Source organism: Streptomyces sp. NPDC087270 (genome assembly GCF_044744625.1).
In the GTDB taxonomy this organism is placed as follows: domain Bacteria; phylum Actinomycetota; class Actinomycetes; order Streptomycetales; family Streptomycetaceae; genus Actinacidiphila.
Window position 1 is genome coordinate 313,612 of the sequence record NZ_JBIUYR010000009.1, and the last position, 22,260, is coordinate 335,871.

The following is a 22,260-nucleotide window of genomic DNA, read 5'->3' on the forward strand; positions in this document are numbered from 1 at the left end:
CCTCGGCGTAACGTTCCGTCACCCGGACGGTTACGTCCGACCGCCGGGAGGTTACGTTCCCGCGCCCGAGGTGCGGGGGGCCCGCACCTTTGGGACGATCAAGCGAAACCCGCAGCAGCCCGTACGGCGGTTTCCTGTCACCCGGCCGGGGCAGGCTCCCCGTGTCGCCGGACAGCCCGAACCCGTCATCCGGGAGGCTGGCGCATCCGCCGCTCGACCCAGCGGCAGGGTGCGCGACTCCCCCGGGGAAAGGACGTCATGTCGGACAGCTCCTGGACCCGTGTCCCCGCCGTCACCGGCCGCGATCTCGTGCCGGGGCTGCTTCGCTCCCTCGACCCGCTGCTGCGCGGCTGGCTGCCGAGACAGCGCTGGTTCGCCGGCAAGGGCCTGCCGATCGGTGACTTCCGGCTGGCCGCCGCGACCGAGCTGGTTCCCCCGGGTGGCCGACTCGGCCCGCTCGGCCTGCTGCACGTCCTGGTCGACGTGGAGCAGCCCGGCCGGCCGCCGGACTGCTACCAACTCCTGCTCGGCGCGCATCCGCTGCTGCCGTCCGCGCTGGTGCGCACCGCCCTCGGCCCGGCCGTCGGCGGCCCGTACGACGGGCTGACCCTCTACGACGCACCGCACGACCCCCGAATGGCCGCACTTCTGCTGGAACGGCTCAAACTGCCCGGCCGCAGCGGGGGCCTGCGCTTCACCACCGAGCCGACCGCCGAGTTCCCGCCCGGGCTGGCCCCCCGGGTGTCGACCGCGGAGCAGTCCAACACCTCCGTGGTCTACGGCGACCGCTACATCCTCAAGCTCTTCCGCCGGGTCTCGCCCGGCACCAACCCGGACCTGGAACTGTCGCTCGCGCTGGCCCGGTCCGGGTCGCGGCGGGTGGCCGAGCCGGTGGCGTGGTTCGAGGGGCTGGACGGCGACGACGGCGACAGCGCCCCGGCGCAGGGCCGGGAGCCGACCACCCTCGGGGTGCTCCAGCGCTTCCTGCCCGGCTCGTCCGACGGGTGGGCGCTCGCGCTGGCGTCGGTGGCCGAGGACGGTGACTTCCGGGCCGAGGCGGCCGCGCTCGGCCGGGCCACCGCCGAGGTGCACCAGGCGCTCGCCTCGGCCCTGCCGGTGCACCGGCTCGACGGCCGCGCGCTGGAGCGGGTCGCCGCCGCGATGACCCGGCGGCTGGAGGAGACCGCCGCCGAAGTGCCCGCGGTCCGCCCCTTCGCGGGCGCGCTCCGCTCCGCCTACGACGACCTCGCCAAACTCGGCGCGGGCACCGGTCCCGGCGGGGTGGTGATCGCCCAGCGCATCCACGGCGACCTGCACCTCGGCCAGGCGCTGCGCGGGCCGGACGGCGAGTGGGTGCTGATCGACTTCGAGGGCGAGCCGGCCCGCCCGCTGGCCGAGCGGCGCCGCCCCGCGCCGCCGGTCCAGGACGTCGCCGGCATGCTGAGGTCCTTCGACTACGCCGCCCACCACAGCGGCAACGGCCCCTGGGCCGCCCGGCACCGCGACGCGTTCTGCGCCGGGTACGCCGGGGTCGCCGGCACCGACCCGCGCGAACAGCCCGTGCTGATACGGGCCTTCGAGACCGACAAGGCGGTGTACGAGGCCCGGTACGAGGCCCGGCACCGTCCCGCCTGGCTGCCCATCCCGCTCTCCGCCCTGGCCCGCCTGGCCGCGTCGCCGGCCCCGTCCCCCCTGTCCGCGTCCGAATCCGAGGAGTGCTCGCCGTGACCCCCGCCGCACAGCCCCCGCGCCAGCCGTCCGCCGGTGACGGCGCCCTCCCGGAAGCCGCCGCCCGCGGCTACGACGCCACCACCCCCCACCCCGCCGCCTCGGGCGGCGCGGCCCGCGGGGAACCGCGCGACAAGCCCCCCACCGGGCAGGTGGTCCGGGACGAACCGAACCGCCCCACCGGGACGGTGGCGGCCACCCCGAACGGCAACGGCGCCGCTGCCGGCAGGGGCACCGGGGGCACCCCGGGAGATCGGGGAGCGGCCACCCCGAAGGGCGAGGGCACCGCCGGCGACGGCTCCGGGCTCAGCCCTGACGAGAAGTGGCGGCTGCTCAACGGCGCCCACCACGACCCGCACGCGCTGCTGGGAGCGCACCCCGAGCCGGGGGGCCTCCGGTTCCGGGCCCTGCGCCCGTTCGCCCGATCCGTCGCGGTCGTCGTGGACGGGGAACGCAGCGAACTGGCCGCGGAGGGCGACGGATTGTTCTCCGCGCTGCTCCCCCTCGCCGACGTGCCGACGCGGTACCAGCTCGCGGTGACATACGACGCGGGCGAGCTGGTGGTCGACGACCCGTACCGGTTCCTGCCCTCGCTCGGCGAGTTGGACCTGCACCTGATCGGTGAGGGCCGGCACGAGCAGCTGTGGAAGGCGCTGGGCTCGGAGCCGATGACGCACGGCGGGGTGACCGGCACCCGTTTCGCGGTGTGGGCGCCGAACGCGCGCGGGGTGCGGCTGGCCGCGGACTTCAACTTCTGGGACGGCACCGGACTGCCGATGCGCTCGCTGGGCTCGTCGGGCGTGTGGGAGCTGTTCGTCCCGGGCATCGGCCCCGGCACCGCCTACAAGTACGAGATCACCCGCCCGGACGGCTCGCGCGGCATGAAGGCCGACCCGATGGCCCGCGCCACCGAACTCCCGCCGGCCACCGCGTCGATCGTCACGCGGTCGTCGTACGACTGGAACGACGCGGAGTGGATGGCGCACCGCGCGGACACCCCGCTGCACCGCGCCCCGCTGTCGGTGTACGAGGTGCACCTGCCCTCCTGGCGGCCGGGCCTGGACTACCGCGGCCTGGCCGAGCAGTTGCCCGCCTACGTGCAGGAACTCGGCTTCACCCACGTGGAGTTGATGCCGGTCGCCGAGCACCCCTTCGGCGGCTCGTGGGGGTACCAGGTCACCTCCTACTACGCCCCGACCTCGCGGCTGGGCTCGCCGGACGACTTCCGGTTCCTGGTGGACGCGCTGCACCGGGCCGGCATCGGCGTGATCATGGACTGGGTGCCGGCGCACTTCCCGAAGGACGAGTGGGCGCTGGCCCGGTTCGACGGGGAGCCGCTGTACGAACCGGCCGACCCGCGCCGCGCCGAGCACCCCGACTGGGGCACCCTGGAGTTCGACTTCGGCCGCACCGAGGTCCGCAACTTCCTGGTGGCCAACGCGGTGTACTGGTGCGAGGAGTTCCACATCGACGGCCTGCGGGTCGACGCGGTGGCCTCGATGCTCTACCTCGACTACTCCCGGGAGGGCGACGACTGGCTGCCCAACGTGTACGGCGGCCGGGAGAACCTGGACGCGGTGGCCTTCCTCCAGGAGATGAACGCCACCGTCTACCGGCGCTGCCCCGGCGCGGTCACCATCGCCGAGGAGTCCACCGCGTGGGACGGCGTCACCCGCCCCACCCACCAGGTCGGCCCGACCGGCTTCGGCGGCCTCGGCTTCGGCCTGAAGTGGAACATGGGCTGGATGCACGACACGCTGGAGTACATGGCGCACGAGCCGGTGCACCGCAAGTACCACCACAACGAGATGACGTTCTCGATGGTGTACGCGTACAGCGAGAACTACGTCCTGCCCATCTCGCACGACGAGGTGGTGCACGGCAAGCGGGCGCTGGTCGAGAAGATGCCCGGCGACTGGTGGCAGCGGCGGGCCGACCACCGCGCCTACCTCGGCTACATGTGGGCCCACCCGGGCAAGCAACTGCTCTTCATGGGGCAGGAGTTCGCCCAGGGCGCGGAGTGGTCGCACGAGAGCGGCCCGGACTGGTGGCTGCTGGACGAGACCTACTCCGCGGCCGGCGACCACCGCGGGGTGCGCGACCTGGTGCGCGACCTCAACGCGGTCTACACCGCGACGCCCGCGCTGTGGCAGCGCGACACCGACCCGGGCGGCTTCGAGTGGATCGACGGCGGCGCCGCGGAGGACAACACGCTGTCCTTCCTGCGCTACGACACCGCCGGGCGCCCGCTGATGTGCGTCAGCAACTTCTCCCCGGTGGTCCGCCAGGACTACCGGCTCGGCTGCCCCGAAGGGGTCTGGACCGCGGTGCTCAACACCGACGAGACCCGGTACGGCGGCAGCGGCGTGCGGGTGGAGGGGCCGGTCAAGAGCGAGCCGTCGCCCTGGCACGGCCGGCGCCACAGCATCGCGGTGACCGTCCCGCCGCTCGCCACGGTCTGGCTGCGGCCGGCCATCGACTGAGCCGGCCGCGCCGCGGGTGGCCGCGCCGCGCCGGCCGCCCGCGGGTCAGACGTCGGGTCGCAGCGTGCGGCGCAGATGGGCGCGGGCGGACGGCGGCAGGCGGCGGAAGACGGCCTTCGCGGGGGAACGCAGCCGCTCGTCGGCGGCCGCCCGCATCAGCACGGCGCGCCGCAGGGAGGTCTTCTGCGGCGGGGAGACGCGCAGTTGGAGCTGGCCGCCCGGGCCGTTCCAGCCGGCCACGACCATGCGCGGCGGGGTGCCGACGATGGCGAGGCGGGCGGCGTGCCGGCCCGGGTGGCCGGCGCTGCGGGCGCTCGCGGGGAGGGTCACCCGCGGGCGGCGGCCCACGCCCAGCGACTGGACGTCCAGCCACAGTTCGTAGCGCCCGGGGTCCAGGGGGCCGCCGCCGGCGAGGGTGAGCGGGTCGATGACGGTGTCGGCGGCGAGCACGACGTGGCAGCGGCCGTCCCCGATGTCCTCCAGCCGCGGGCGCAGGTCGTTCTCCGGGTACCAGTACAGGGTCTGCCGGGGGTCCTTGACCAGCACCTCGCCGTGCGCGTACGCGAAGGGGTCCTTGACCTCCCAGGTGTCCTGGCCGGGTATGTCGGCCAGCAGCCCGGGGTCGAGCAGGAGGCGGCCGTCGTCCTGCCGGGCGAGGGTGACCGGGCTGCCGTCGGCGTGCGCCAGCCAGACCCGCAGCGGCAGCGTGAGCCGGCCGCCGTGCCAGCGCGCGGCGCCGACCTCGACGCGCAGCCGGATGTCCTGGGAACGGCGGCCGAGTGCGACCAGCCCGTCGAGGTTGCCCTGCTCCAGCAGGTGGGCCCGCAGCCCCGCGATGCCGGGCAGTCCGGCGGCGACACCGGGCGGGAACTCCTCGCGGGCCAGGTCGCGGACGATCCGGAAGTGGCGCTCCAGTTGCTTGCCGGTGCGCTGGAGCACCCGGGGCTCGGTGACCGGACGGAGGATCTCCACCCGGTAGTTGCGGCGCAGCATGCGGTCCTGGATCTCGCCGGGCTCGGAGCGCTCCTTGACCGCGCGCACCACGTTGCGCAGGTGCCCGTAGTAGTCCTCGGGGCTGGGCGGCCGGCTGCTGTTGTTGCCGCCGTCGCCGCGCCGCTGCCAGTGGTAGACGGGGCGGTCGCCGAGGATGGAGACGGTCCTGGCCAGCGGGTAGGCGCGGGCGAGGAAGAGCTGGTCCTCCAACCGGACGCGGCCCTCGGGGAATTCGATGCCGTGTTCCAGCAGGAAGTCGCGGCGGAACATCTTGTGCGGGGTGAGCGTCTCGAAGAGTTCGGTGTCCTGGACCGAGCAGCGCTCCCGGGTGTGCCGGAAGATGTTCCCGGGCCCCTGCATCTCGCCGTGCGCCTTTCCGAACACGATGTCGGAGCCGTTGCGCACCGCGAGCGCGTGCAGCCGTTCCAGCGCGTCGGGGGCGAGTTCGTCGTCCTGGTCGACGAAGTGCACATACGCGCCCCGGGCCAGTCTGATCCCCACGTTGCGGGGTTTTCCCGGCCAGCCGGAGTTCTCCTGCTCATGCACTCTGACGTGCGGGAACTCCTCGGCCAACCGGGCCAGCCGCTGTGCCGAGTCATCGGTGGAACCGTCGTCGACGTAAATGACCTCATAGGCGTCCGGCCCGATGGTCTGCCCGGTCAGCGACGGAGCGCAACGGTCTATGTACTCTCCGGCGTTGTAAACGGGTACGACAATACTGGCCTTCAGCACGGCAATTCCCCTCCACGCACCACTTGAACGGTGCTTTGCTTGGGAGACTGCCGAACGTGGCGAAGAGTTGTACGGGACTTGACCGGCGGGTGAAGGCACTCGGACGACGGACTCGGGTGACGGGCCTCAAGTGGACGGCCCTGACGGTCAGTACACCGATTCGGCCTCGTCCATCCGGTCCTCGGGAACGGTCTTGAGGTGGGTGATGGCGTCGGCGAGCGGCACCATCACGATCCGGGTGCCGTGCAGCGCGGTCATGTGCCCGAACGAACCGGCGTGCGCGGCCTCGACCGCGTGCCAGCCGAAGCGGGTGGCCAGCACCCGGTCGTACGGCGTGGGGACACCGCCGCGCTGGATGTGGCCGAGGATGACCGGGCGGGCCTCCTTGCCCAGCCGGGTCTCCAACTCGCGGGCGAGGGTGGTGCCGATGCCGGTGAAGCGCTCGTGGCCGAACTTGTCGATGGCGCCGACGCCGTAGTCCATGGTGTCCTTCGCCGGGTGCGCGCCCTCCGCGACGCAGACCACCGCGAACTTCTTGCCGCGGGCGAAGCGCTTCTCGACCATGTCCACCAGGTCGGCCGGGTCGAAGGGCCGCTCGGGCACGCAGATGCCGTGCGCGCCGCTGGCCATGCCCGCCTCCAGGGCGATCCAGCCCGCGTGCCGGCCCATCACCTCGACCACCATGACCCGTTGGTGCGACTCGGCGGTGGTCTGGAGCCGGTCGATCGCCTCGGAGGCGACGGTGACGGCGGTGTCGAAGCCGAAGGTGCGGTCGGTGCCGTTGATGTCGTTGTCGATGGTCTTGGGCACCCCGACCACCGGCATCCCGGCGTCGGCGAGCATCCGGGCGGCGGTCAGCGTGCCCTCGCCGCCGATCGGGATCAGCACGTCGATGCCGTAGGCGGCGCACAGTTCGTCGGCGTTGTCGGCGGCCTCGCGCAGCCGGGCGCGCTCCAGCCGGGCCGAACCGAGGATGGTGCCGCCGCGGGCCAGGATGCCGCTGACGGAGTTGAGGTCGAGTTCGCGGAACCGGCCTTCGAGCAGGCCGACGAAGCCGTCCTCGAAGCCGATCACCTCGTCCGTGTGGCCGGTCAGCGCACGATGCACGACCGATCGGATGACGGCGTTGAGGCCGGGGCAGTCGCCTCCGGCGGTGAGCACTCCGATGCGCATGGGCGATATCTCCAGGAGACACGGATAGCGGTTCGCGGGTCGGGCGCGGGTCCGCACCGGCCTCGCGGGTCGGCAGAACGGGCCCCCGGCGTCACGGGGACTTCGGGATCAGCGTGCACTCCGTGATCCGCCCGACGACGAAGTCGTCCACATTGCGGACGGTCGCCGCCACGATCTCCTCCACGGCGTCCACCGTGAAGTACGCCTGGTGCGAGGTGACCAGCACCTGCGCGAAGGTCAGCAGCCGCGCCAGGGTGTCGTCGGTCATCACCTCCAGGGACTTGTCGTAGAAGAAGACGCCGGCCTCCTCCTCGTACACGTCGAGCCCGACCCCGCCGAGCCGGCCCTCGCGCAGCGTGTCCACCAGCGCCCCGGAGTCGATCAGCGCGCCGCGGCTGGTGTTGACCACGATCGCGTCGTCCTTCAGCTCGGACAGCCGCCGGGCGCCGAGCAGGTGGTGGGTGGAGGGCATCAGCGGCACGTGCAGGCTGATCAGGTCGGACTCGCGCAGCAGCCGGTCGAGTTCGACGTACTCCATCCCCATCTCCTGGCACTGCGGGCTGACCGAGATGTCCCAGCCGAGCAGCCGCATGCCGAAGCCGCGGGCGATCGAGGCGAACGCCGAGCCGATCCGCCCGGTGCCGATCACCCCGGCGGTGCGGCCGTGGAAGTCGCGGCCGAGCAGGCCGTCCAGCCGGAAGTCGAAGTCGCGGGTGCGCGAGGCGGCCCGCACGATCCGGCGGTTGAGCGCCATCGCCAGCGCCCACGCGAACTCCGCCACCGCGTACGGGGAGTAGCGCGCCACCCGGGCCACGGTCAGGCCCAGCCGCTCGGCGTGCGCGAGGTCGATGTTGTTGTAGCCGGTCGAGCGCTGGGCGATCAGCCGGGTGCCGCCACGCACCAGCGCCTCCAGCGCGGGCGCGTCCAGGACCGCGTTGACGCTGGTCGACACCGCTTCGTAGCCCGCGGCGAGCGGCAGGGTGTCGGCGGTCAGGACGGTCTCCAGGCAGCGGACCTCGTGCCGCGGCGCGAAGGCGCGCTCCAGCAGGGGCCGTTCGTCGCGCTGCACTCCGGTGGCCAGGACCTCCATGGCACCGCCCTCCCTCTTCACTCCCCCTCACTCTACGTGCACATCCGGTTCCGCCGACCGGACCCGCCGGAGCCGCCGGGGCGCGCCCGGCCGGCTGAGCCGAACGGCCCAGCGCACCGTCCGTCCCCCGACGCGTCCCCGGTATGCCCCGCCCTGGTCGGGCATTCGCCCGGTTGGCGCGTTAGCGTCTGCTGTACGTACGCGCGATCTGCGCACGTACGCACCTACACACACCGCGCGGGCCGGGGCCGGCCCGCGGCACGGGTTCGGCAGGAACGGAGCACAGGGGTGACGCGCAGCGTCTATGTCACGGGCATCGGCCGTGGCGACGGCCGCCAGGTCGTGGAGCTCGGAATAATGGAGCTGCTGACCCGGCAGGTGGACCGGGTCGGGATCTACCGCCCGCTGGTCCATGACACCCCCGACCGGATCTTCGAACTGCTGCGCGGCCGCTACCGGCTCGCCCAGGACCCGGCGACGTTCTTCGGCATGGGATACGAGGAGGCCGCCGCGCTCCAGGCCGAACAGGGCCAGGAGGCGCTGACCGCGCGGCTGGTCGAGGGCTATCTGCGGGTCGCCCGGAGCTTCGAGACGGTGCTGATCCTCGGCTCGGACTTCGCCGCCACCAACCTGCCCGCCGAGCTGGGGGTCAACGCCCGGCTGGCGAACGAGTGCGGCGCGTCGGTGCTGCCGGTGATCGGCGGCCGCGACCAGAGCGCCGAGTCGGTGGTCGCCGAGGTCCGCAACGCCCACCACGCCTACACCAACCTCGGCTGCGACGTGATCGCGATGATCGCCAACCGGGTGGACCCGGCGCAGCTCGACGCCGCGACCGACCAGTTGCGGCGCAGCCTGGACGTACCGGTGTACGTGCTGCCCGACGAGCCGGCGCTGTCGGCGCCGACGGTCCGGCAGATCGTGGAGACGCTGGGCGCGGAGGTGCTGCTCGGCGACGACGCGGGGCTGGCCAGGGACGCGCTGGACTTCGTCTTCGGCGGTGCGATGCTGCCGACGTTCCTGCCGGCGCTGACCACGGGCTGCGTGGTGGTCACCCCGGGCGACCGCGCCGACCTGATCATAGGGTCGCTGGCGGCGCACTCGGCCGGGTCGCCGCCGATCGCGGGCGTGCTGCTGACGCTGGGCGAGAAGCCCGGCCCGGACATCCTCCAGCTCGCCGACCGGCTGGCGCCCGGCACGCCGGTGGTGGCGGTGCCGACCGGGTCGTTCCTCACCGCGACCGAGCTGTTCGGCCTGGACGGCAAGCTCGGCGCGGGCACCCCGCGCAAGGCGGAGACCGCGCTCGGCCTGTTCGAGACGCACGTGGACACCGCCGAGCTGACCGACCGGCTGTCGGTGGCCCGCTCCGCGCGGGTCACCCCGATGATGTTCGAGCACGCGCTGCTGGAGCGGGCCAGGTCCGACAAGCGGCGGATCGTGCTGCCGGAGGGCGCCGAGGAGCGCATCCTGCGGGCCGCCGAGGTGCTGCTGCGCCGGGGCGTGTGCGAGCTGACCCTGCTCGGCGAGGAGGACGTGGTCCGCAAGAAGGCCGGCGACCTCGGCATCGGCCTGGACGACCCGGCGCTGGACATCGTCGATCCGCACACCTCGCCGCTGAGGGACCGTTTCGCCGCCCTGTACGCCGAGCTCCGCGCGCACAAGGGCATCAGCTACGAGCTGGCGTACGACGTGGTCGCCGACGTGTCGTACTTCGGCACCCTGATGGTGCAGGAGGGCCTGGCCGACGGCATGGTCTCGGGCGCGGTGCACTCCACGGCCGCCACGATCCGCCCGGCCTTCGAGATCATCAAGACCCGGCCGGGCGCGGCCATCGTCTCGTCGGTGTTCTTCATGTGCCTGGCCGACCGGGTGCTGGTCTACGGCGACTGCGCGGTGAACCCGGACCCGGACGCCGAGCAGCTCGCGGACATCGCGATCCAGGCGGCGGGCACCGCGGCGCGCTTCGACGTGCAGCCGCGGGTGGCGATGCTGTCGTACTCCACCGGCACCTCCGGCTCCGGCGCCGACGTGGACAAGGTGCGGGCCGCCACCGACCTGGTCCGCGCGCAGCGGCCCGACCTGCTGGTCGAGGGCCCGATCCAGTACGACGCGGCGGTCTCCCCGGTGGTCGCCGCCACCAAGCTGCCCGGTTCCGCGGTGGCCGGCCAGGCCACGGTGCTGGTCTTCCCCGACCTCAACACCGGCAACAACACCTACAAGGCCGTGCAGCGCTCGGCCGGCGCGGTCGCGGTCGGCCCGGTCCTGCAAGGGCTGCGCAAGCCGGTGAACGACCTGTCCCGGGGCGCGCTGGTGCAGGACATCGTCAACACGGTCGCGATCACCGCGATCCAGGCCCAGGGGGACCCCCGGTGACAGCGGCGACCCGCGTACTCGTGCTCAACTCCGGCTCCTCGTCGGTGAAGTACCAGCTGCTCGACATGGCCGACCACTCCCGGCCCGCGGCCGGCGTGGTGGAGCGGATCGGCGAGGAGGGCGGCGTCGCCGACCACGCCGAGGCGCTGCGGCAGGTCGCGCGGCAGCTCGACGAGCAGGGCCTGGGCCTGGACTCGCCGGCGCTCGCCGCGGTCGGGCACCGGGTGGTGCACGGCGGCACCCGCTTCACCGAGCCGACCCTGATCACCGACGAGGTGGTCGCCGAGATCGAGAAGCTGGTGCCGCTCGCGCCGCTGCACAACCCGGCGAACATCACCGGCATCAAGGTCGCCCGCGAGCTGCGCCCCGACCTGCCGCAGGTGGCGGTCTTCGACACCGCCTTCCACGCCACCATCCCGGAGGCCGCGGCCCGCTACGCGATCGACGCGGCCACCGCCGACCGGTACGGCATCCGCCGTTACGGCTTCCACGGCACCTCGCACGCCTACGTCTCCCGGGCCACGGCCGCGCTGCTCGGCAGGGAGCCCGCCGAGGTCAACGTGATCGTGCTGCACCTGGGCAACGGTGCCTCGGCGTCGGCGGTGCGGGGCGGGGAGTGCGTGGACACCTCGATGGGCATGACGCCGCTGGAGGGCCTGGTGATGGGCACCCGCTCGGGCGACATCGACCCGGCGGTGGTCTTCCACCTGGAGCGGGTCGGCGGCATGGGCAGCGACGAGATCGACGCCCTGCTCAACAAGCGGTCCGGCCTGCTGGGCCTGTGCGGCGACAACGACATGCGGGAGATCGGCCGCCGGATGGGCGAGGGCGACCCGGCCGCCCGGCTCGCCTTCGACGTCTACGTCCACCGGCTGCGCCGCTACGTCGGCGCGTTCACCGCGGTGCTCGGGCGGGTCGACGCGATCGCGTTCACCGCGGGCGTCGGCGAGAACTCCGCCGCGGTCCGCGCCGCCGCCCTGCGCGACCTGGAGACCCTGGGCATCGCGCTCGACCCGGTGCACAACGCGGTCCGCGCCGGCGGCGCCCGGCTGATCTCCACCGCCGCCAGCCGGGTGGCGGTGGCGGTGGTCCCCACTGATGAGGAGTTCGAGATCGCGCGGGATACTTACCGCTTGGTGAGCGGTTGAGGACTGACACCCAGATTATTCCGGAGCGGAACAAACCGATAGGATAGCGCCCATGCGCCGAGCCAAGATCGTCTGCACCCTGGGTCCCGCCGTCGACTCGTATGACCAGCTCAAGACGCTGGTCGACGCCGGTATGAACGTGGCCCGCCTCAACTTCAGCCACGGCAGCCACGCCGAGCACGAGAACCGGTACCAGCGCGTGCGCAAGGTCGCCGAGGAGACCGGCCGAGCGGTCGGCATCCTCGCCGACCTCCAGGGGCCGAAGATCCGGCTGGCCACCTTCGCCGACGGACCGGTCGAGCTGGTGGCCGGCGACGAGTTCGTCATCACCACCGAGGAGGTGCCCGGGGATCGGACGATCTGCGGCACCACCTACAAGGGCCTGCCCGGCGACGTCTCGCAGGGCGACCCGATCCTGATCAACGACGGCAACGTGGCCCTGCGGGTCATCGAGGTCGAGGGCTCCCGGGTCCGCTCGCTGGTGGTCGAGGGCGGAGTGATCTCCGACCACAAGGGCATCAACCTGCCCGGTGCCTCGGTGAACGTGCCCGCGCTGTCCGAGAAGGACATCGAGGACCTGCGGTTCGCGCTGCGGATGGGCGTCGACATGGTCGCGCTCTCCTTCGTCCGGGACGCCAAGGACGTGCGCGACGTGCACCGGGTGATGGACGAGGAGGGCCGCCGGGTCCCGGTCATCGCCAAGGTGGAGAAGCCGCAGGCGGTGGAGAACATGGAGGACGTCGTCATGGCGTTCGACGCCGTGATGGTGGCCCGTGGCGACCTCGCGGTGGAGTACCCGCTGGAGCGGGTGCCGGTGGTGCAGAAGCGGCTGATCGAGCTGTGCCGCCGCAACGCCAAGCCGGTGATCGTGGCGACCCAGATGATGGAGTCGATGATCACCAACTCCCGGCCGACCCGCGCCGAGGCGTCCGACGTGGCCAACGCGATCCTGGACGGCGCGGACGCGGTGATGCTGTCGGCGGAGTCCTCGGTCGGCAAGTACCCGATCGAGACGGTCAAGACGATGTCGCGGATCGTGGAGGCCGCCGAGGAGGAGCTGCTCTGCCGCGGGCTCCAGCCGCTGGCGCCGGGCAAGAAGCCCCGCACCCAGGGTGGCGCGGTGGCCCGCGCGGCGGCCGAGCTGGCCGACTTCCTCGACGCGCGCACCCTGGTGGCGTTCACCAAGTCCGGTGACACCGCCCGCCGGCTGGCCCGCTACCGGGTGCCCGAGCCGGTGGTCGCGTTCACCACCGACCCCGCCACCCGCAACCAGCTCGCGCTGACCTGGGGCGTCGAGACGTTCGTGGTCGAGCACGTCGACAACACCGACGCGATGGTGGAGCTGGTGGACCGGGAGATGCTCAAGCTCTCGGAGTACGCCAAGGGCGACACCGTCATCATCACGGCCGGCTCCCCGCCCGGCGTGCCCGGCACCACCAACCTGGTCCGGGTGCACCACCTCGGGAACTGACGGCGCGACGACCAGCGGCCACGCACCCCTGTGGGAGGGGGTACGTGGCCGCTGCTGTTCGCCGGACCGTGGGAACGCTAGGGCTGGTCGGGCAGCACCTGCATGCCGGGCACGTGCAGGTTGCCGCCGAACTGGCCGGCGTTGATGACCGTCACGTCGGTGAAGAACAGCTCCGGCAGGGTCAGCGGCGGCGGCGCCTTCGGGGTGAAGGTGATCGGGATCAGGCCGAGCAGATTGCCGCTGAGCGACTCCGTGTAGAGCGTCGTGGTGCCGCCGGTGATCGTGGACGTGGAGCCCTTGGCGGCCTTGACCTCGGTGTGGCCCTTGCCGTTCGCGCCGACCACGAACTGGTCGAGGTCGCCGATGTCGATGCCGCTGGTGGTGAACTTCAGGACGTCCTTGATCTCACCGCTGGCCGTCTTCACCTGCACGATGCCGTCGTAACTGAGGCCGTGCAGGGTCAGGATGCTGCTCTTGAGCACCCAGGGCTGGTCCGGCAGAAGGGGGATGCCCCCTTCGGTCTTCGCGTCGTCGAGCGCCTTGGCGTCGTACGTCGGGCAGGGGTAGCCCTGCTTGCCGTCGGAGCCGGCCGTGGACGAGGGCGACGGGCTGGCCGTCGGCTTCGGGGTCGCGGTGGCGTCCTTGAGCGCCTTGGCGGCCTTCTTGGCGGCGTCCGTGGTGCTCTTGCCCGCGTCCTTGGCGGCCTTCTTGCCGCTGTCCTTCGCGCCGCCCGCGTCCGAGCCGCCGCTGGGCGACGGGTCCGGCTTCGGCGCGGAGGTGGTCGGCGCCGGGGTCGGGCTCGTCGTGGTGGGCGCGGGGGTCGGGTCGGTCTTCTTGCCGCCGCCCAGCAGCCCGTTGAGCAGGTCGCCGAGGCCCAGCGGGTCCAGCGGGTTGTACGACGAGGTCGGGCTCGCCGTGGGCGTCGGGGCGGTGGTGGCCGTGGACTTGGTGTCCTTGGCCGCGCTGTCGCCCGAGGCGCTCGGACTGGCGCTCGGGGACGGCTTGTCGCCCTCCGGGCTGGCCGACGGCGAGGGCGTGCCCGAGCCGTCCTTGGCGCCGTCCTTGCCGGTCGACCCGGACTTCGCGTCCTTTCCGCTCTTGTCCGCCTTCTTGGCGTCCTTGGTGTCCTGCCCGCTCGCCGTCGGGGACGGCGTGTCGGACTGGGAGACGCAGGCGCCGGGTGCGAAGGACGGGGTCGAGGGCTCGTCGGCCTGGGCGAGGTGCGGAGTCAGGCCCATGCCCATCAGCACCGCCGTCGGCATCGCGGCGAGCGCCACCGCCTTCCCGGCGGGGACATGCAGCTTGGTCAGCAGCGACTTGCGCGGAGCCGCGTGGCGCGGCCCCGAGGTCGCCCTGACGCGTGGCCCGTCGCTCGTGGCCGGCTGAGCGTCGTCACCCAGCACGGTGCCTCCCGTTCTCCTTGGTGGTCTCTTCGTCGCCGCGGCCGCCGGCGAGCACCGGCTCCTCGGCACGTTGCGGCTCGTCGCCCCGCGCCTGCGCGGGCACGAACGGCTCGTCCGGCCGCGTGGTGTCCGGGGTGCCCTGGTCCTCGCCCGCCGGGCCCGGGTCGCCGTCGGGCAACTCGGCCTTCTCACCGGGCTCGTCGGTCGCCGGGACGCCGGGCGCCCAGGACACGGCGAGCGCACCGCCGAGCAGCGCGAGCAGGAAGCCCATCAGGAAGCCGCCGACGTTGGACTTCGGCAGCGACACCAGGGCGAGCAGGATCGAGGCGACGCCGGAGAAGATCCGTACCGCGGGCTGGAACCACATGGTCAGGCCCAGCACGAACAGCAGGACACCGATGATCAGCGAGGCGGACCCGGTGGTGGTGGACATCCGCACGGTCAACTGGCCGAGCGTGAGGTCCGCGTACGGGAAGTACGCGATGGGCAGGCCCGCGAGGAGGGTCAGCAGTCCGGCCCAGAAGGGGCGTTGCCACCTCCAGTGGCGGAACGCCAGGCGTCCGTAGCGGAACCGGGCACTCAGTCCTGTCGACTCGGCGCTCATCGAAAACAGCTCCCTGGGACTGGCTTGGTGCGGTGGAAATACGTTCGGCGGCCGGGGCGAGCCGCGACCGGCGCGACTCGCCCGTGGCCACTCGGCGCGGCTTTCGCCAGGTCGCCTAGTAGCACTCGACTCCGGAACCGGAGCCCTTCTTCACGCTCATGCTCAGACCGGCGAGCTTGAAGGTGCCGGCACTGGTCGCCCAAGCGGTCTGATCCACGTCCGTCAGGACGGCCCGGTCGGCCTCCTGCGCGAACGAACCCGGGTCGGCCTTGTCGCCCGACGCGATCCCGGGGCCCTTGTGGCTGTCCCCCGCCGCGACACCGATGTTGATGTCGTAGAAGGTCGCATCCGCGTTGAGCTGGTTCAGGTCGATGTAGAGGTTGCTGGCCTTGACCTTCTTGCCGTGGTTTCCCGCGGTGAGCCGCAACGTCACATCGCCGACCAGCGGGACGTTCGGCAGCACCACCGACTGGCAAAGGCCGGTGATGGTGGCCGACTTGAAGGCCGACACCGCGACCGGCTGAGCCTTGCCGTCGTGCTGGACGTCGACCGCGCCGTACTGGATGAACCCGGTGCCGTTCAAGGTGTCGGCGTGCACCTTGAACTCCTGGCCCGACACGCTGAAGGACGCGGCCAGCGCCCCTTGCGCCAGTGCCACGCCTATCGCGGCCGAGGCCGCGATACTCGGCACCATGACGACGGCGAACCGCCGCCATCTGGTACCGCCACGAACGAGCGACTCCATACTTCCTCCTTCTCGGACGTACATCTCCGGCCGGATCGTTCAGGCCCGGCCCGGGATGGGAGAAGTGCTACGTCCTCGGAAAGGAGAGCGCCGGTGGTCGGTGAGCCGTCCCTCCCAGGGGAGTACGGACGGCGGTGTCCGAACGCCGGCGATCACCCCCGAGCGACAACCACTGGCCACGCTCTCGCGCAACCTTGCGGGACAGGCTCCATCCGGTTCCATCCGTGGACGGAGACCCCCCTGTCCCGGGGCGGCGGCGATCACCGCACACCCCGCCCGGCGGGGACCCGTTACCCGTCGTACCGACTGGCGGCCGGACGCACGGTTACGGGACCGAGCTTGGCCGATCGTGGTCCATTCGGAGCCGGTGCACAAGGGGGTTCGTTACCAGCGAGTAACGGCAGAGCGTCACCAACATGATCGCCAGGGCGCTTTATATGACGCTGTGTGACCAAATTCGGGAGGAGCGAATCCGGCATCACCGGACAACAACTCGCAAAGGGGGGCGGGCTTCCTACCGGAAGTAACAGCGGCCGCCCATTGTCACGGTTTGATAAAGTGCGGCCGCCGTGTCGCTAAATCCCTGAGTACGCGAAGCCCGCCGCGCCGGTCAGAACAGCACCCTGGCGAGGGCGGTACGCGCCGCGGCCACCCGCGGGTCGTCCGGGCCGATCACCTCGAACATCTCCAACAGCCGCAGCCGCGCCCGGTCGCGGTCCTCGCCCGCGGTGCGCCGCACGGTGTCCACCAGCCGCCCGAAGGCGTCCTCGACGTGACCGCCGACCAGGTCGAGGTCGGACGCGGCGAGTTGGGCGTCGATGTCGTCGGGCGCGTCGGCCGCCGCCCGGCGCACCTGCTGCGGGTCGGCACCCTCCACCCGCTGCAACAACTCGGCCTGCGCCAGGCCCAACTTGGCCTCGGCGTTGGCCGGCTCGTCGGCGAGCACGTTCTTGTACGCCTGGACGGCGCCGGCCAGGTCGCCCGCGTCCAGCGCCTCGTGCGCGGCGCCGAGCGCGAGCTCCTGCGGGGTGGCGGGGCGGGGCGGGGCCTCCTCGGCGGGCTCCTCGGCCGCGTCGCCGGGGTCCACCTCGGCGCCGACGATGCCGAACCGCTGCTCGGCGACCGCGATCACCTGGTCGAGCACCTCGGTGATCTGCTCCTCGGGGGCGGCGCCCTGGAAGAGCGGCATCGCCTGCCCGGCCAGCACCGCGAAGACCGCCGGCACCCCCTGGACACCGAACTGCTGGAAGAGCATCTGGTTGGCGTAGACCTCGGCCGTGGCGAGGACGAAGCGCCCCCGGTACTGGCCGGCCAGCCGCTCCAGCACCGTGTTGAGCTGCTTGCTCTGCTCGGCCTGATCGGCCCAGAAGCTGATGACGACCGGGACCTCGGCGGAGCGCTGCAGGACATCGCTCTCGAAGGTCGCCTCGGTCACCTCGATGACGAGCGGGGAGGCGGGGGCGGCGCCCGGGCCGGCCTCCTGGCGTTGTGCCCTGGCCTGCTCGGCCTTCGCCTTGGCCTCAGTGGCCGCCTTCACCGCGGCGAGGTCGACCACGCCGCTCATGGACATGTTCCGTGGCTGCATGAGGCAATCCTCCCCCCTCGCGGAGCAAAGCGTGTACAGACCCCGGGACCCGCCGGCTTGCGGGCACCGGGGATGGTCCCCGGCGCGGCGGTGAGACCGCCGCGGAACGTGCTGGGTACGGAATCCCCGTCCGTACGGTGTGGCTGTCGCGTCGGTGGGCCGCGTGGTCCACCCTTTCGCTACGAGTCGTAGCGTAACTGCCGGGCACGGGCCGCGCGGTGGCGGGCGTTGTGACAACCGTCACTCGACCCACGAAGGCTACTGGCCGGTATGGTCCGGCCTATGCCCCCCACTCCCCCGGCCCACTCGCACAAACGAACCGGCCGGCCCAGAAGTGCCGAGGCGGACCGCGCGATCCTGGACGCGACCCGCGCGGCGCTGGTGGAGTTGGGCTTCGGCGGGTTGACGCTCGGCGACGTGGCGGCCCGCGCGGGCGTGGCGAAGACCACCTTGTACCGGCGCTGGGCGGGCAAGAACGAGCTGGTGGTGGACGCGCTCGCGGCGCTGTTCGAGGAGCAGTTGGAGCTGCCGGACCGCGGCAGCCTGCGAGCCGACATCGAGGGCGTGGTGCTGCGCTTCGCCGGACTGCTCAACCGCCCGGAGACCCGGACCTCGTTGATGGCGGTGGTCTCCGAGGCGAGCCACGACGAGGCGCTGCGGGAGCGCATCCGGGAGGCGATCGTCGACCGGCAGAAGCACCTGGTGCTGCTGGGCCGGGCCCGCGCGCAGTCGCGCGGCGAGCTGCCCGGCGACGAGGGCGCCGCGGACCCGGCCCGCGACGACCTGATCTTCGACGTGGTGGCGGGCGCGGTGGTGCACCGGGTGATGGTCAGCTCGGAGCCGGTCGACCAGGAGTGGGCCGACCGGCTGGCCCGGCTGCTGGTGGGCGGCCTGACCGCGAACCCGGGCTGCTGAGCCCGGGTCCACCGCCCGTCCGGGCCAATGCGGCGCCGGCCCGGTGTCCAGGCCGGCGCGCGCTCCCGCCGGCCCGCCGCCCCTCGGTCCACCTCCACCTCGGCCCGCGCCACATCGGCCCGTGCCACCCCGGCCCGCCGCCGCCTCAGCCTGCCTCCGCCTCCACACCCGCGACGAAGTGGTCGAACTCGCCGGCCTTGACGCCCTTCACGAAAGCCTCCCACTTCGCGGGCGTGGTCACCGCCACCACCTCAGGCCGCTCTGTCTCGCGGATGTAGATCAACCCGTCGTCACCGACGGTCGCTTCGAGGGACACCAGGTTCCTTCCTCGGAGATGCCGGTTGAGTGCGTACGAGGTTACGGGCGTTGCAGCCCGTAGCATCCCGTGATCAACTCGGCTTCAGGAAGGGGGTGTTGGTCTGTTCGGGTGACGTCCGATCAGAATCGGGCCGGCTCCGTGTACGATCCCCACTCGTCGCGCAGCACGCCGCAGACCTCACCGAGCGTGGCCTCGGCCCGGATCGCGGTCAGCATCGGCTCGATCATGTTGGACCCGTCGCGGGCGGCGGCGAGCATCGCGTCGAGCGCGGCGCGCACCGCCGTGTCGTCGCGGGCCGCCTTGCGGTCGGCCAGCGCCCGCACCTGCTCGCGCTCCACCTCGTGGCTGACCCGCAGGATCTCCAGGTCGCCGGTGACCGAGCCGGTGTGGCAGTTGACGCCCACCACCTTCTTCTCGCCCTTCTCCAGCGCCCGCTGGTAGCGGAAGGCGGACTCGGCGGTCTCCCCGGTGAAGTAGCCGTCCTCGATGCCGCGCAGGATGCCCGAGGTGATCGGGCCGATCGGGTGCTGCCCGCTCGGCACCGCCTTGGCGCCCAGCTCCCTGATCCGCTCGAAGATCTTCTCCGCGTCCGCCTCGATCCGGTCGGTCAGCGCCTCCACGTACCAGGAGCCGCCGAGCGGGTCGGCCACGTTGGCCACCCCGGTCTCCTCCATCAGCACCTGCTGGGTGCGCAGCGCGATCTCGGCGGCCTGCGCGCTGGGCAGCGCCAGCGTCTCGTCCAGCGCGTTGGTGTGCAGCGAGTTGGTGCCGCCGAGCACCGCCGACAGCGCCTCGACCGCGGTGCGCACCACGTTGTTGTACGGCTGCTGGGCGGTGAGCGAGACGCCCGCGGTCTGGGTGTGGAAGCGCAGCCACTGCGCCTTGTCGGAGGTGGCGCCGTACTCGTCGCGCATCCAGCGGGCCCAGATCCGGCGGGCGGCCCGGAACTTGGCGATCTCCTCGAAGAAGTCCAGGTGCGCGTCGAAGAAGAAGGAGAGCCCGGGCGCGAAGGCGTTGACGTCCAGTCCGCGGGAGAGGCCGAGCTCCACGTAGCCGAAGCCGTCGGCGAGGGTGTACGCCAGCTCCTGCGCGGCCGTGGAGCCCGCCTCGCGGATGTGGTAGCCGGAGACCGACAGCGGCTTGTACGCGGGGACGGAGCGCGCGCAGTGCTCCATCAGGTCGCCGATCAGCCGCAGGTGCGGGTCGGGCGCGAAGAGCCACTCCTTCTGCGCGATGTACTCCTTGAAGATGTCGGTCTGGAGGGTGCCGTTGAGCACGCCGGGGTCCACGCCCTGGCGCTCGGCGGCGACCAGGTACATGCAGAAGACCGGCACGGCCGGCCCGGAGATCGTCATCGAGGTGGTGACGTCGCCGAGCGGGATGCCGCCGAAGAGCACCTCCATGTCGGCGGCGGAGTCGATCGCCACGCCGCAGTGCCCGACCTCGCCGAGCGAGCGCGGGTCGTCGGAGTCGCGGCCCATCAGCGTCGGCATGTCGAACGCGACGGACAGGCCGCCGCCGCCCGCCTCCAGGATCATCTTGTACCGCTCGTTGGTCTGCTCGGCGTTGCCGAAGCCGGCGAACTGGCGGATGGTCCAGGTCCGGCCGCGGTAGCCGGTGGCGTGCAGGCCGCGGGTGAAGGGGTACTCACCCGGCCAGCCGATGCGGTCGAAGCCCGGCACGTCGGCGCCGGGCGGTGGCCCGTACACCGGCTGCACGGGGTCACCGGAGAGGGTGGTGAAGTCGGCGTCCCGGGTGCGCGCTGAGTCGTAGCGCGCCTGCCAGCGCCGGCGGCCTGTCTCGATCTCGTGGGCGTCCATGCCTCAAATTTACTTGGACGTCCTACTAAATGTCGACGGGAAGCCGACCCGCACTCGGGTGAAGCCGAGGGATACGCCCCTGACCTGCGACGGAGCGGCAGGTCAGGGTGAAATACCGGTCAGACCTCGACCGGCTCGGCGACCTTCTCGGCGCCGATCACCTTCGGGGCCAGCTCGCGGCTGACGCGGCGCTCGACGAAGAAGGCCGCGGTCGGCACGGTGCCGGCCAGCAGCACCCAGACCATCCGGCCCAGCGGCCACTTCGCCTTGGTGCACAGGTCGAAGGCGAAGATGAGGTAGACCACGTAGAGCCAACCGTGGGCGAAGCCCACGATGCCGGTGGCGGTGCTCGCGCCGTCGATGTGGAGCACGTACTCGGCGATGACGCTGAGGGTGAGCACGATCAGCAGCACACCCGTCACGTAGGCCATCACCCGGTAGCGGGTCAACACGCTGGATTTCATGGGTACGAGCGTAAACCGCCCGGAAACTCCCCCCGACTCCGGGGCGGCCCCGCAGACCCCGTGCTGCTCAGGGCCCCCACCCCCGCGTGCACGGGCGCCCGCCCCCACGCCTCACCGCTCGGGCGTCGGCCCTCACCTCTCCGGCTGGAAGTCGCCCGCCGCTATCCGCAGCGGGCGCAGCAGCGCGAAGATCTCGCCGCACTCCTCCTGGTCGTAGACGCCGAGGCCGAACTCCATCGCCATCAGGTCGCGGGTCGCGGACTCGACGATCTCCCGGCCCTTGCCGGTGATGGAGGCGAGGGTGCCGCGCCCGTCGTTGGGGTTGGGGCGCTTGTCGACGAGGCCGGCGGAGACCAGCCGGTCGACGGTGTTGGTCACGGAGGTGGGGTGCACCATCAGCCGCTCGCCGATCTTGGACATCGGCAGCTCGCCCTCCTTGGAGAAGGTGAGCAGCACCAGCGCCTCGTACCGGGCGAAGGTGAGGCCGTACGGCTTGACCACCGCGTCGACCTGGCCGAGCAGGATCTGCTGGGCGCGCATGATGGAGGTGATGGCGGACATCGAGGGCACGCCGCCCCAGTGCCGCGTCCACAGCTCGTCGGCGCGGGCGATGGGGTCGAAGGGCAGGCTCAACGGCTTTGGCACGCCCCCGAGCCTACCCGCCGGTCACATACCGGGCACAGGTGTCCACCGTGTGGGCACTACCGCAGGCGTGCGGCGCGCAGTTGATCGGCCACCGGCTGCAGGGCCTCGCGGTAGGCGGCGAGCGCGCCGGGGGCGAGCAGGTCGATGAAGTGCTCCCGGACCGAGGCGACATGGCGCGGGGCGACCTGGCGCATGGTGGCCCAGCCCTCGTCGGTGAGGACCGCGTACAGCCCGCGGCGGTCGGACTCGCAGTCCACCCGGCGGACCAGGCCGGCGGTCTCCATCCGGGTGATCTGGTGGGAGAGCCGGCTCTTCGACTGGAGCGTGCACTTCGCCAGATCGCTCATCCGCATCCGGCGGTCGGCGGCCTCGGAGAGGTTGACCAGGATCTCGTAGTCGTTGTTGGTCAGGCCGAACGGCTGGAGGTCGCGCTCGAGTTGGTACATGAGCAGGCGGCTGACGTCCAAGTGAAGGCGCCAGGCCCGCTGTTCGTCCTCGTTGAGCCAGGTGGTCGTGTCACCCGCGGTCTCGGTCTCCATGGTCCCCATGGCCCCTATGCTACCGGGAGTTGC

18 protein-coding genes are annotated in these 22,260 nt (G+C 72.2%); 6 read left to right on the forward strand and 12 right to left on the reverse strand.

Annotated elements, in window-relative coordinates:
• Positions 1-258 precede the first annotated feature (258 nt).
• Positions 259-1,728, forward strand: coding sequence for a maltokinase (locus ACIPAE_RS20260; protein ID WP_402446846.1), 1,470 nt, complete (start codon positions 259-261; stop codon positions 1,726-1,728).
• Between the two features lie 329 nt (positions 1,729-2,057).
• On the forward strand, positions 2,058-4,211 hold the full coding sequence (glgB, locus tag ACIPAE_RS20265; RefSeq protein ID WP_402446937.1) for a 1,4-alpha-glucan branching enzyme: 2,154 nt from the start codon (positions 2,058-2,060) through the stop codon (positions 4,209-4,211).
• A gap of 45 nt (positions 4,212-4,256) precedes the next feature.
• On the opposite strand, the gene ACIPAE_RS20270 is transcribed toward glgB, so the two are convergent.
• From ACIPAE_RS20270 to ACIPAE_RS20280, 3 genes are all read right to left on the reverse strand, one after another.
• Entirely contained in the window at positions 4,257-5,936 is a 1,680-nt protein-coding gene (locus ACIPAE_RS20270; RefSeq protein WP_402446849.1) for a glycosyltransferase, read from the reverse strand.
• 147 nt (positions 5,937-6,083) lie between these two features.
• Complete coding sequence (locus tag ACIPAE_RS20275; RefSeq protein WP_329364464.1) at positions 6,084-7,109, reverse strand: ATP-dependent 6-phosphofructokinase; 1,026 nt, start codon at positions 7,107-7,109, stop codon at positions 6,084-6,086.
• A 91-nt stretch (positions 7,110-7,200) separates the two neighbouring features.
• A complete protein-coding gene (locus ACIPAE_RS20280) occupies positions 7,201-8,199 on the reverse strand; it encodes a 2-hydroxyacid dehydrogenase (protein WP_328469697.1) in 999 nt (332 codons plus the stop codon).
• 288 nt (positions 8,200-8,487) lie between these two features.
• Between ACIPAE_RS20280 and pta the strand changes: the two genes are divergently transcribed.
• From pta to pyk, 3 genes are read left to right on the forward strand one after another with little or no spacing between them, the layout of a single operon-like run.
• Positions 8,488-10,569 (forward strand): phosphate acetyltransferase, encoded by a 2,082-nt coding sequence (pta, locus tag ACIPAE_RS20285; protein WP_366412499.1) that lies wholly within the window; start codon positions 8,488-8,490, stop codon positions 10,567-10,569.
• A complete protein-coding gene (locus tag ACIPAE_RS20290; RefSeq protein ID WP_402446854.1) occupies positions 10,566-11,717 on the forward strand; it encodes an acetate kinase in 1,152 nt (383 codons plus the stop codon). The genes pta and ACIPAE_RS20290 overlap by 4 nt, the downstream gene beginning before the upstream one ends.
• A 52-nt stretch (positions 11,718-11,769) precedes the next feature.
• Positions 11,770-13,188, forward strand: coding sequence for a pyruvate kinase (pyk, locus tag ACIPAE_RS20295; protein WP_328469691.1), 1,419 nt, complete (start codon positions 11,770-11,772; stop codon positions 13,186-13,188).
• Between the two features lie 77 nt (positions 13,189-13,265).
• Here pyk and ACIPAE_RS20300 read toward each other — a convergent pair whose 3' ends face one another.
• The 4 genes from ACIPAE_RS20300 to ACIPAE_RS20315 all read right to left on the reverse strand — a co-directional run bounded on the left by ACIPAE_RS20300 (position 13,266) and on the right by ACIPAE_RS20315 (position 17,525).
• On the reverse strand, positions 13,266-14,591 hold the full coding sequence (locus tag ACIPAE_RS20300) for a hypothetical protein (RefSeq protein WP_329364469.1): 1,326 nt from the start codon (positions 14,589-14,591) through the stop codon (positions 13,266-13,268).
• On the reverse strand, positions 14,581-15,195 hold the full coding sequence (locus ACIPAE_RS20305; RefSeq protein WP_329364471.1) for a DUF6114 domain-containing protein: 615 nt from the start codon (positions 15,193-15,195) through the stop codon (positions 14,581-14,583). Before ACIPAE_RS20305 ends, ACIPAE_RS20300 begins: the two co-directional genes overlap by 11 nt.
• A gap of 115 nt (positions 15,196-15,310) precedes the next feature.
• Positions 15,311-15,940, reverse strand: a complete 630-nt coding sequence (locus ACIPAE_RS20310) for a DUF6230 family protein (RefSeq protein ID WP_329364474.1) — start codon at positions 15,938-15,940, stop codon at positions 15,311-15,313.
• A 610-nt stretch (positions 15,941-16,550) separates the two neighbouring features.
• The gene (locus ACIPAE_RS20315; RefSeq protein ID WP_328469682.1) at positions 16,551-17,525 is read right to left on the reverse strand and encodes a tetratricopeptide repeat protein; all 975 of its coding nucleotides are present in this window, start codon (positions 17,523-17,525) and stop codon (positions 16,551-16,553) included.
• 282 nt (positions 17,526-17,807) lie between these two features.
• On the opposite strand from ACIPAE_RS20315, the gene ACIPAE_RS20320 reads away from it, so the two are divergent.
• A complete protein-coding gene (locus ACIPAE_RS20320; RefSeq protein ID WP_329364476.1) occupies positions 17,808-18,440 on the forward strand; it encodes a TetR/AcrR family transcriptional regulator in 633 nt (210 codons plus the stop codon).
• Between the two features lie 145 nt (positions 18,441-18,585).
• On the opposite strand, the gene ACIPAE_RS20325 is transcribed toward ACIPAE_RS20320, so the two are convergent.
• The 5 genes from ACIPAE_RS20325 to ACIPAE_RS20345 all read right to left on the reverse strand — a co-directional run bounded on the left by ACIPAE_RS20325 (position 18,586) and on the right by ACIPAE_RS20345 (position 22,227).
• Positions 18,586-18,756: a DUF397 domain-containing protein gene (locus ACIPAE_RS20325; protein WP_402446861.1), complete on the reverse strand. Its 171-nt coding sequence runs from the start codon at positions 18,754-18,756 to the stop codon at positions 18,586-18,588.
• Positions 18,757-18,878: 122 nt separating this feature from the next.
• Positions 18,879-20,579, reverse strand: a complete 1,701-nt coding sequence (locus ACIPAE_RS20330) for a methylmalonyl-CoA mutase (RefSeq protein WP_402446863.1) — start codon at positions 20,577-20,579, stop codon at positions 18,879-18,881.
• A 119-nt stretch (positions 20,580-20,698) separates the two neighbouring features.
• Positions 20,699-21,043 (reverse strand): DUF3817 domain-containing protein, encoded by a 345-nt coding sequence (locus ACIPAE_RS20335; protein WP_402446865.1) that lies wholly within the window; start codon positions 21,041-21,043, stop codon positions 20,699-20,701.
• A 132-nt stretch (positions 21,044-21,175) separates the two neighbouring features.
• Entirely contained in the window at positions 21,176-21,688 is a 513-nt protein-coding gene (locus ACIPAE_RS20340; protein WP_402446868.1) for a MarR family winged helix-turn-helix transcriptional regulator, read from the reverse strand.
• A gap of 56 nt (positions 21,689-21,744) precedes the next feature.
• Positions 21,745-22,227: a MarR family transcriptional regulator gene (locus ACIPAE_RS20345; protein WP_329373883.1), complete on the reverse strand. Its 483-nt coding sequence runs from the start codon at positions 22,225-22,227 to the stop codon at positions 21,745-21,747.
• Positions 22,228-22,260 lie beyond the last annotated feature (33 nt).

Coding starts and splice junctions, on each gene's coding strand:
- ACIPAE_RS20260 (WP_402446846.1), top strand. CDS start 259: ATGTCGGACAGCTCCTGGACCCGTGTCCCCGCCGTCACCGGCCGCGAT.
- ACIPAE_RS20280 (WP_328469697.1), bottom strand. CDS start 8,199: ATGGAGGTCCTGGCCACCGGAGTGCAGCGCGACGAACGGCCCCTGCTG.
- ACIPAE_RS20335 (WP_402446865.1), bottom strand. CDS start 21,043: ATGAAATCCAGCGTGTTGACCCGCTACCGGGTGATGGCCTACGTGACG.
- ACIPAE_RS20345 (WP_329373883.1), bottom strand. CDS start 22,227: ATGGAGACCGAGACCGCGGGTGACACGACCACCTGGCTCAACGAGGAC.
- ACIPAE_RS20305 (WP_329364471.1), bottom strand. CDS start 15,195: ATGAGCGCCGAGTCGACAGGACTGAGTGCCCGGTTCCGCTACGGACGC.
- ACIPAE_RS20315 (WP_328469682.1), bottom strand. CDS start 17,525: ATGCAGCCACGGAACATGTCCATGAGCGGCGTGGTCGACCTCGCCGCG.
- pyk (WP_328469691.1), top strand. CDS start 11,770: ATGCGCCGAGCCAAGATCGTCTGCACCCTGGGTCCCGCCGTCGACTCG.
- ACIPAE_RS20330 (WP_402446863.1), bottom strand. CDS start 20,579: ATGGACGCCCACGAGATCGAGACAGGCCGCCGGCGCTGGCAGGCGCGC.
- ACIPAE_RS20320 (WP_329364476.1), top strand. CDS start 17,808: ATGCCCCCCACTCCCCCGGCCCACTCGCACAAACGAACCGGCCGGCCC.
- ACIPAE_RS20275 (WP_329364464.1), bottom strand. CDS start 7,109: ATGCGCATCGGAGTGCTCACCGCCGGAGGCGACTGCCCCGGCCTCAAC.
- ACIPAE_RS20310 (WP_329364474.1), bottom strand. CDS start 15,940: ATGGAGTCGCTCGTTCGTGGCGGTACCAGATGGCGGCGGTTCGCCGTC.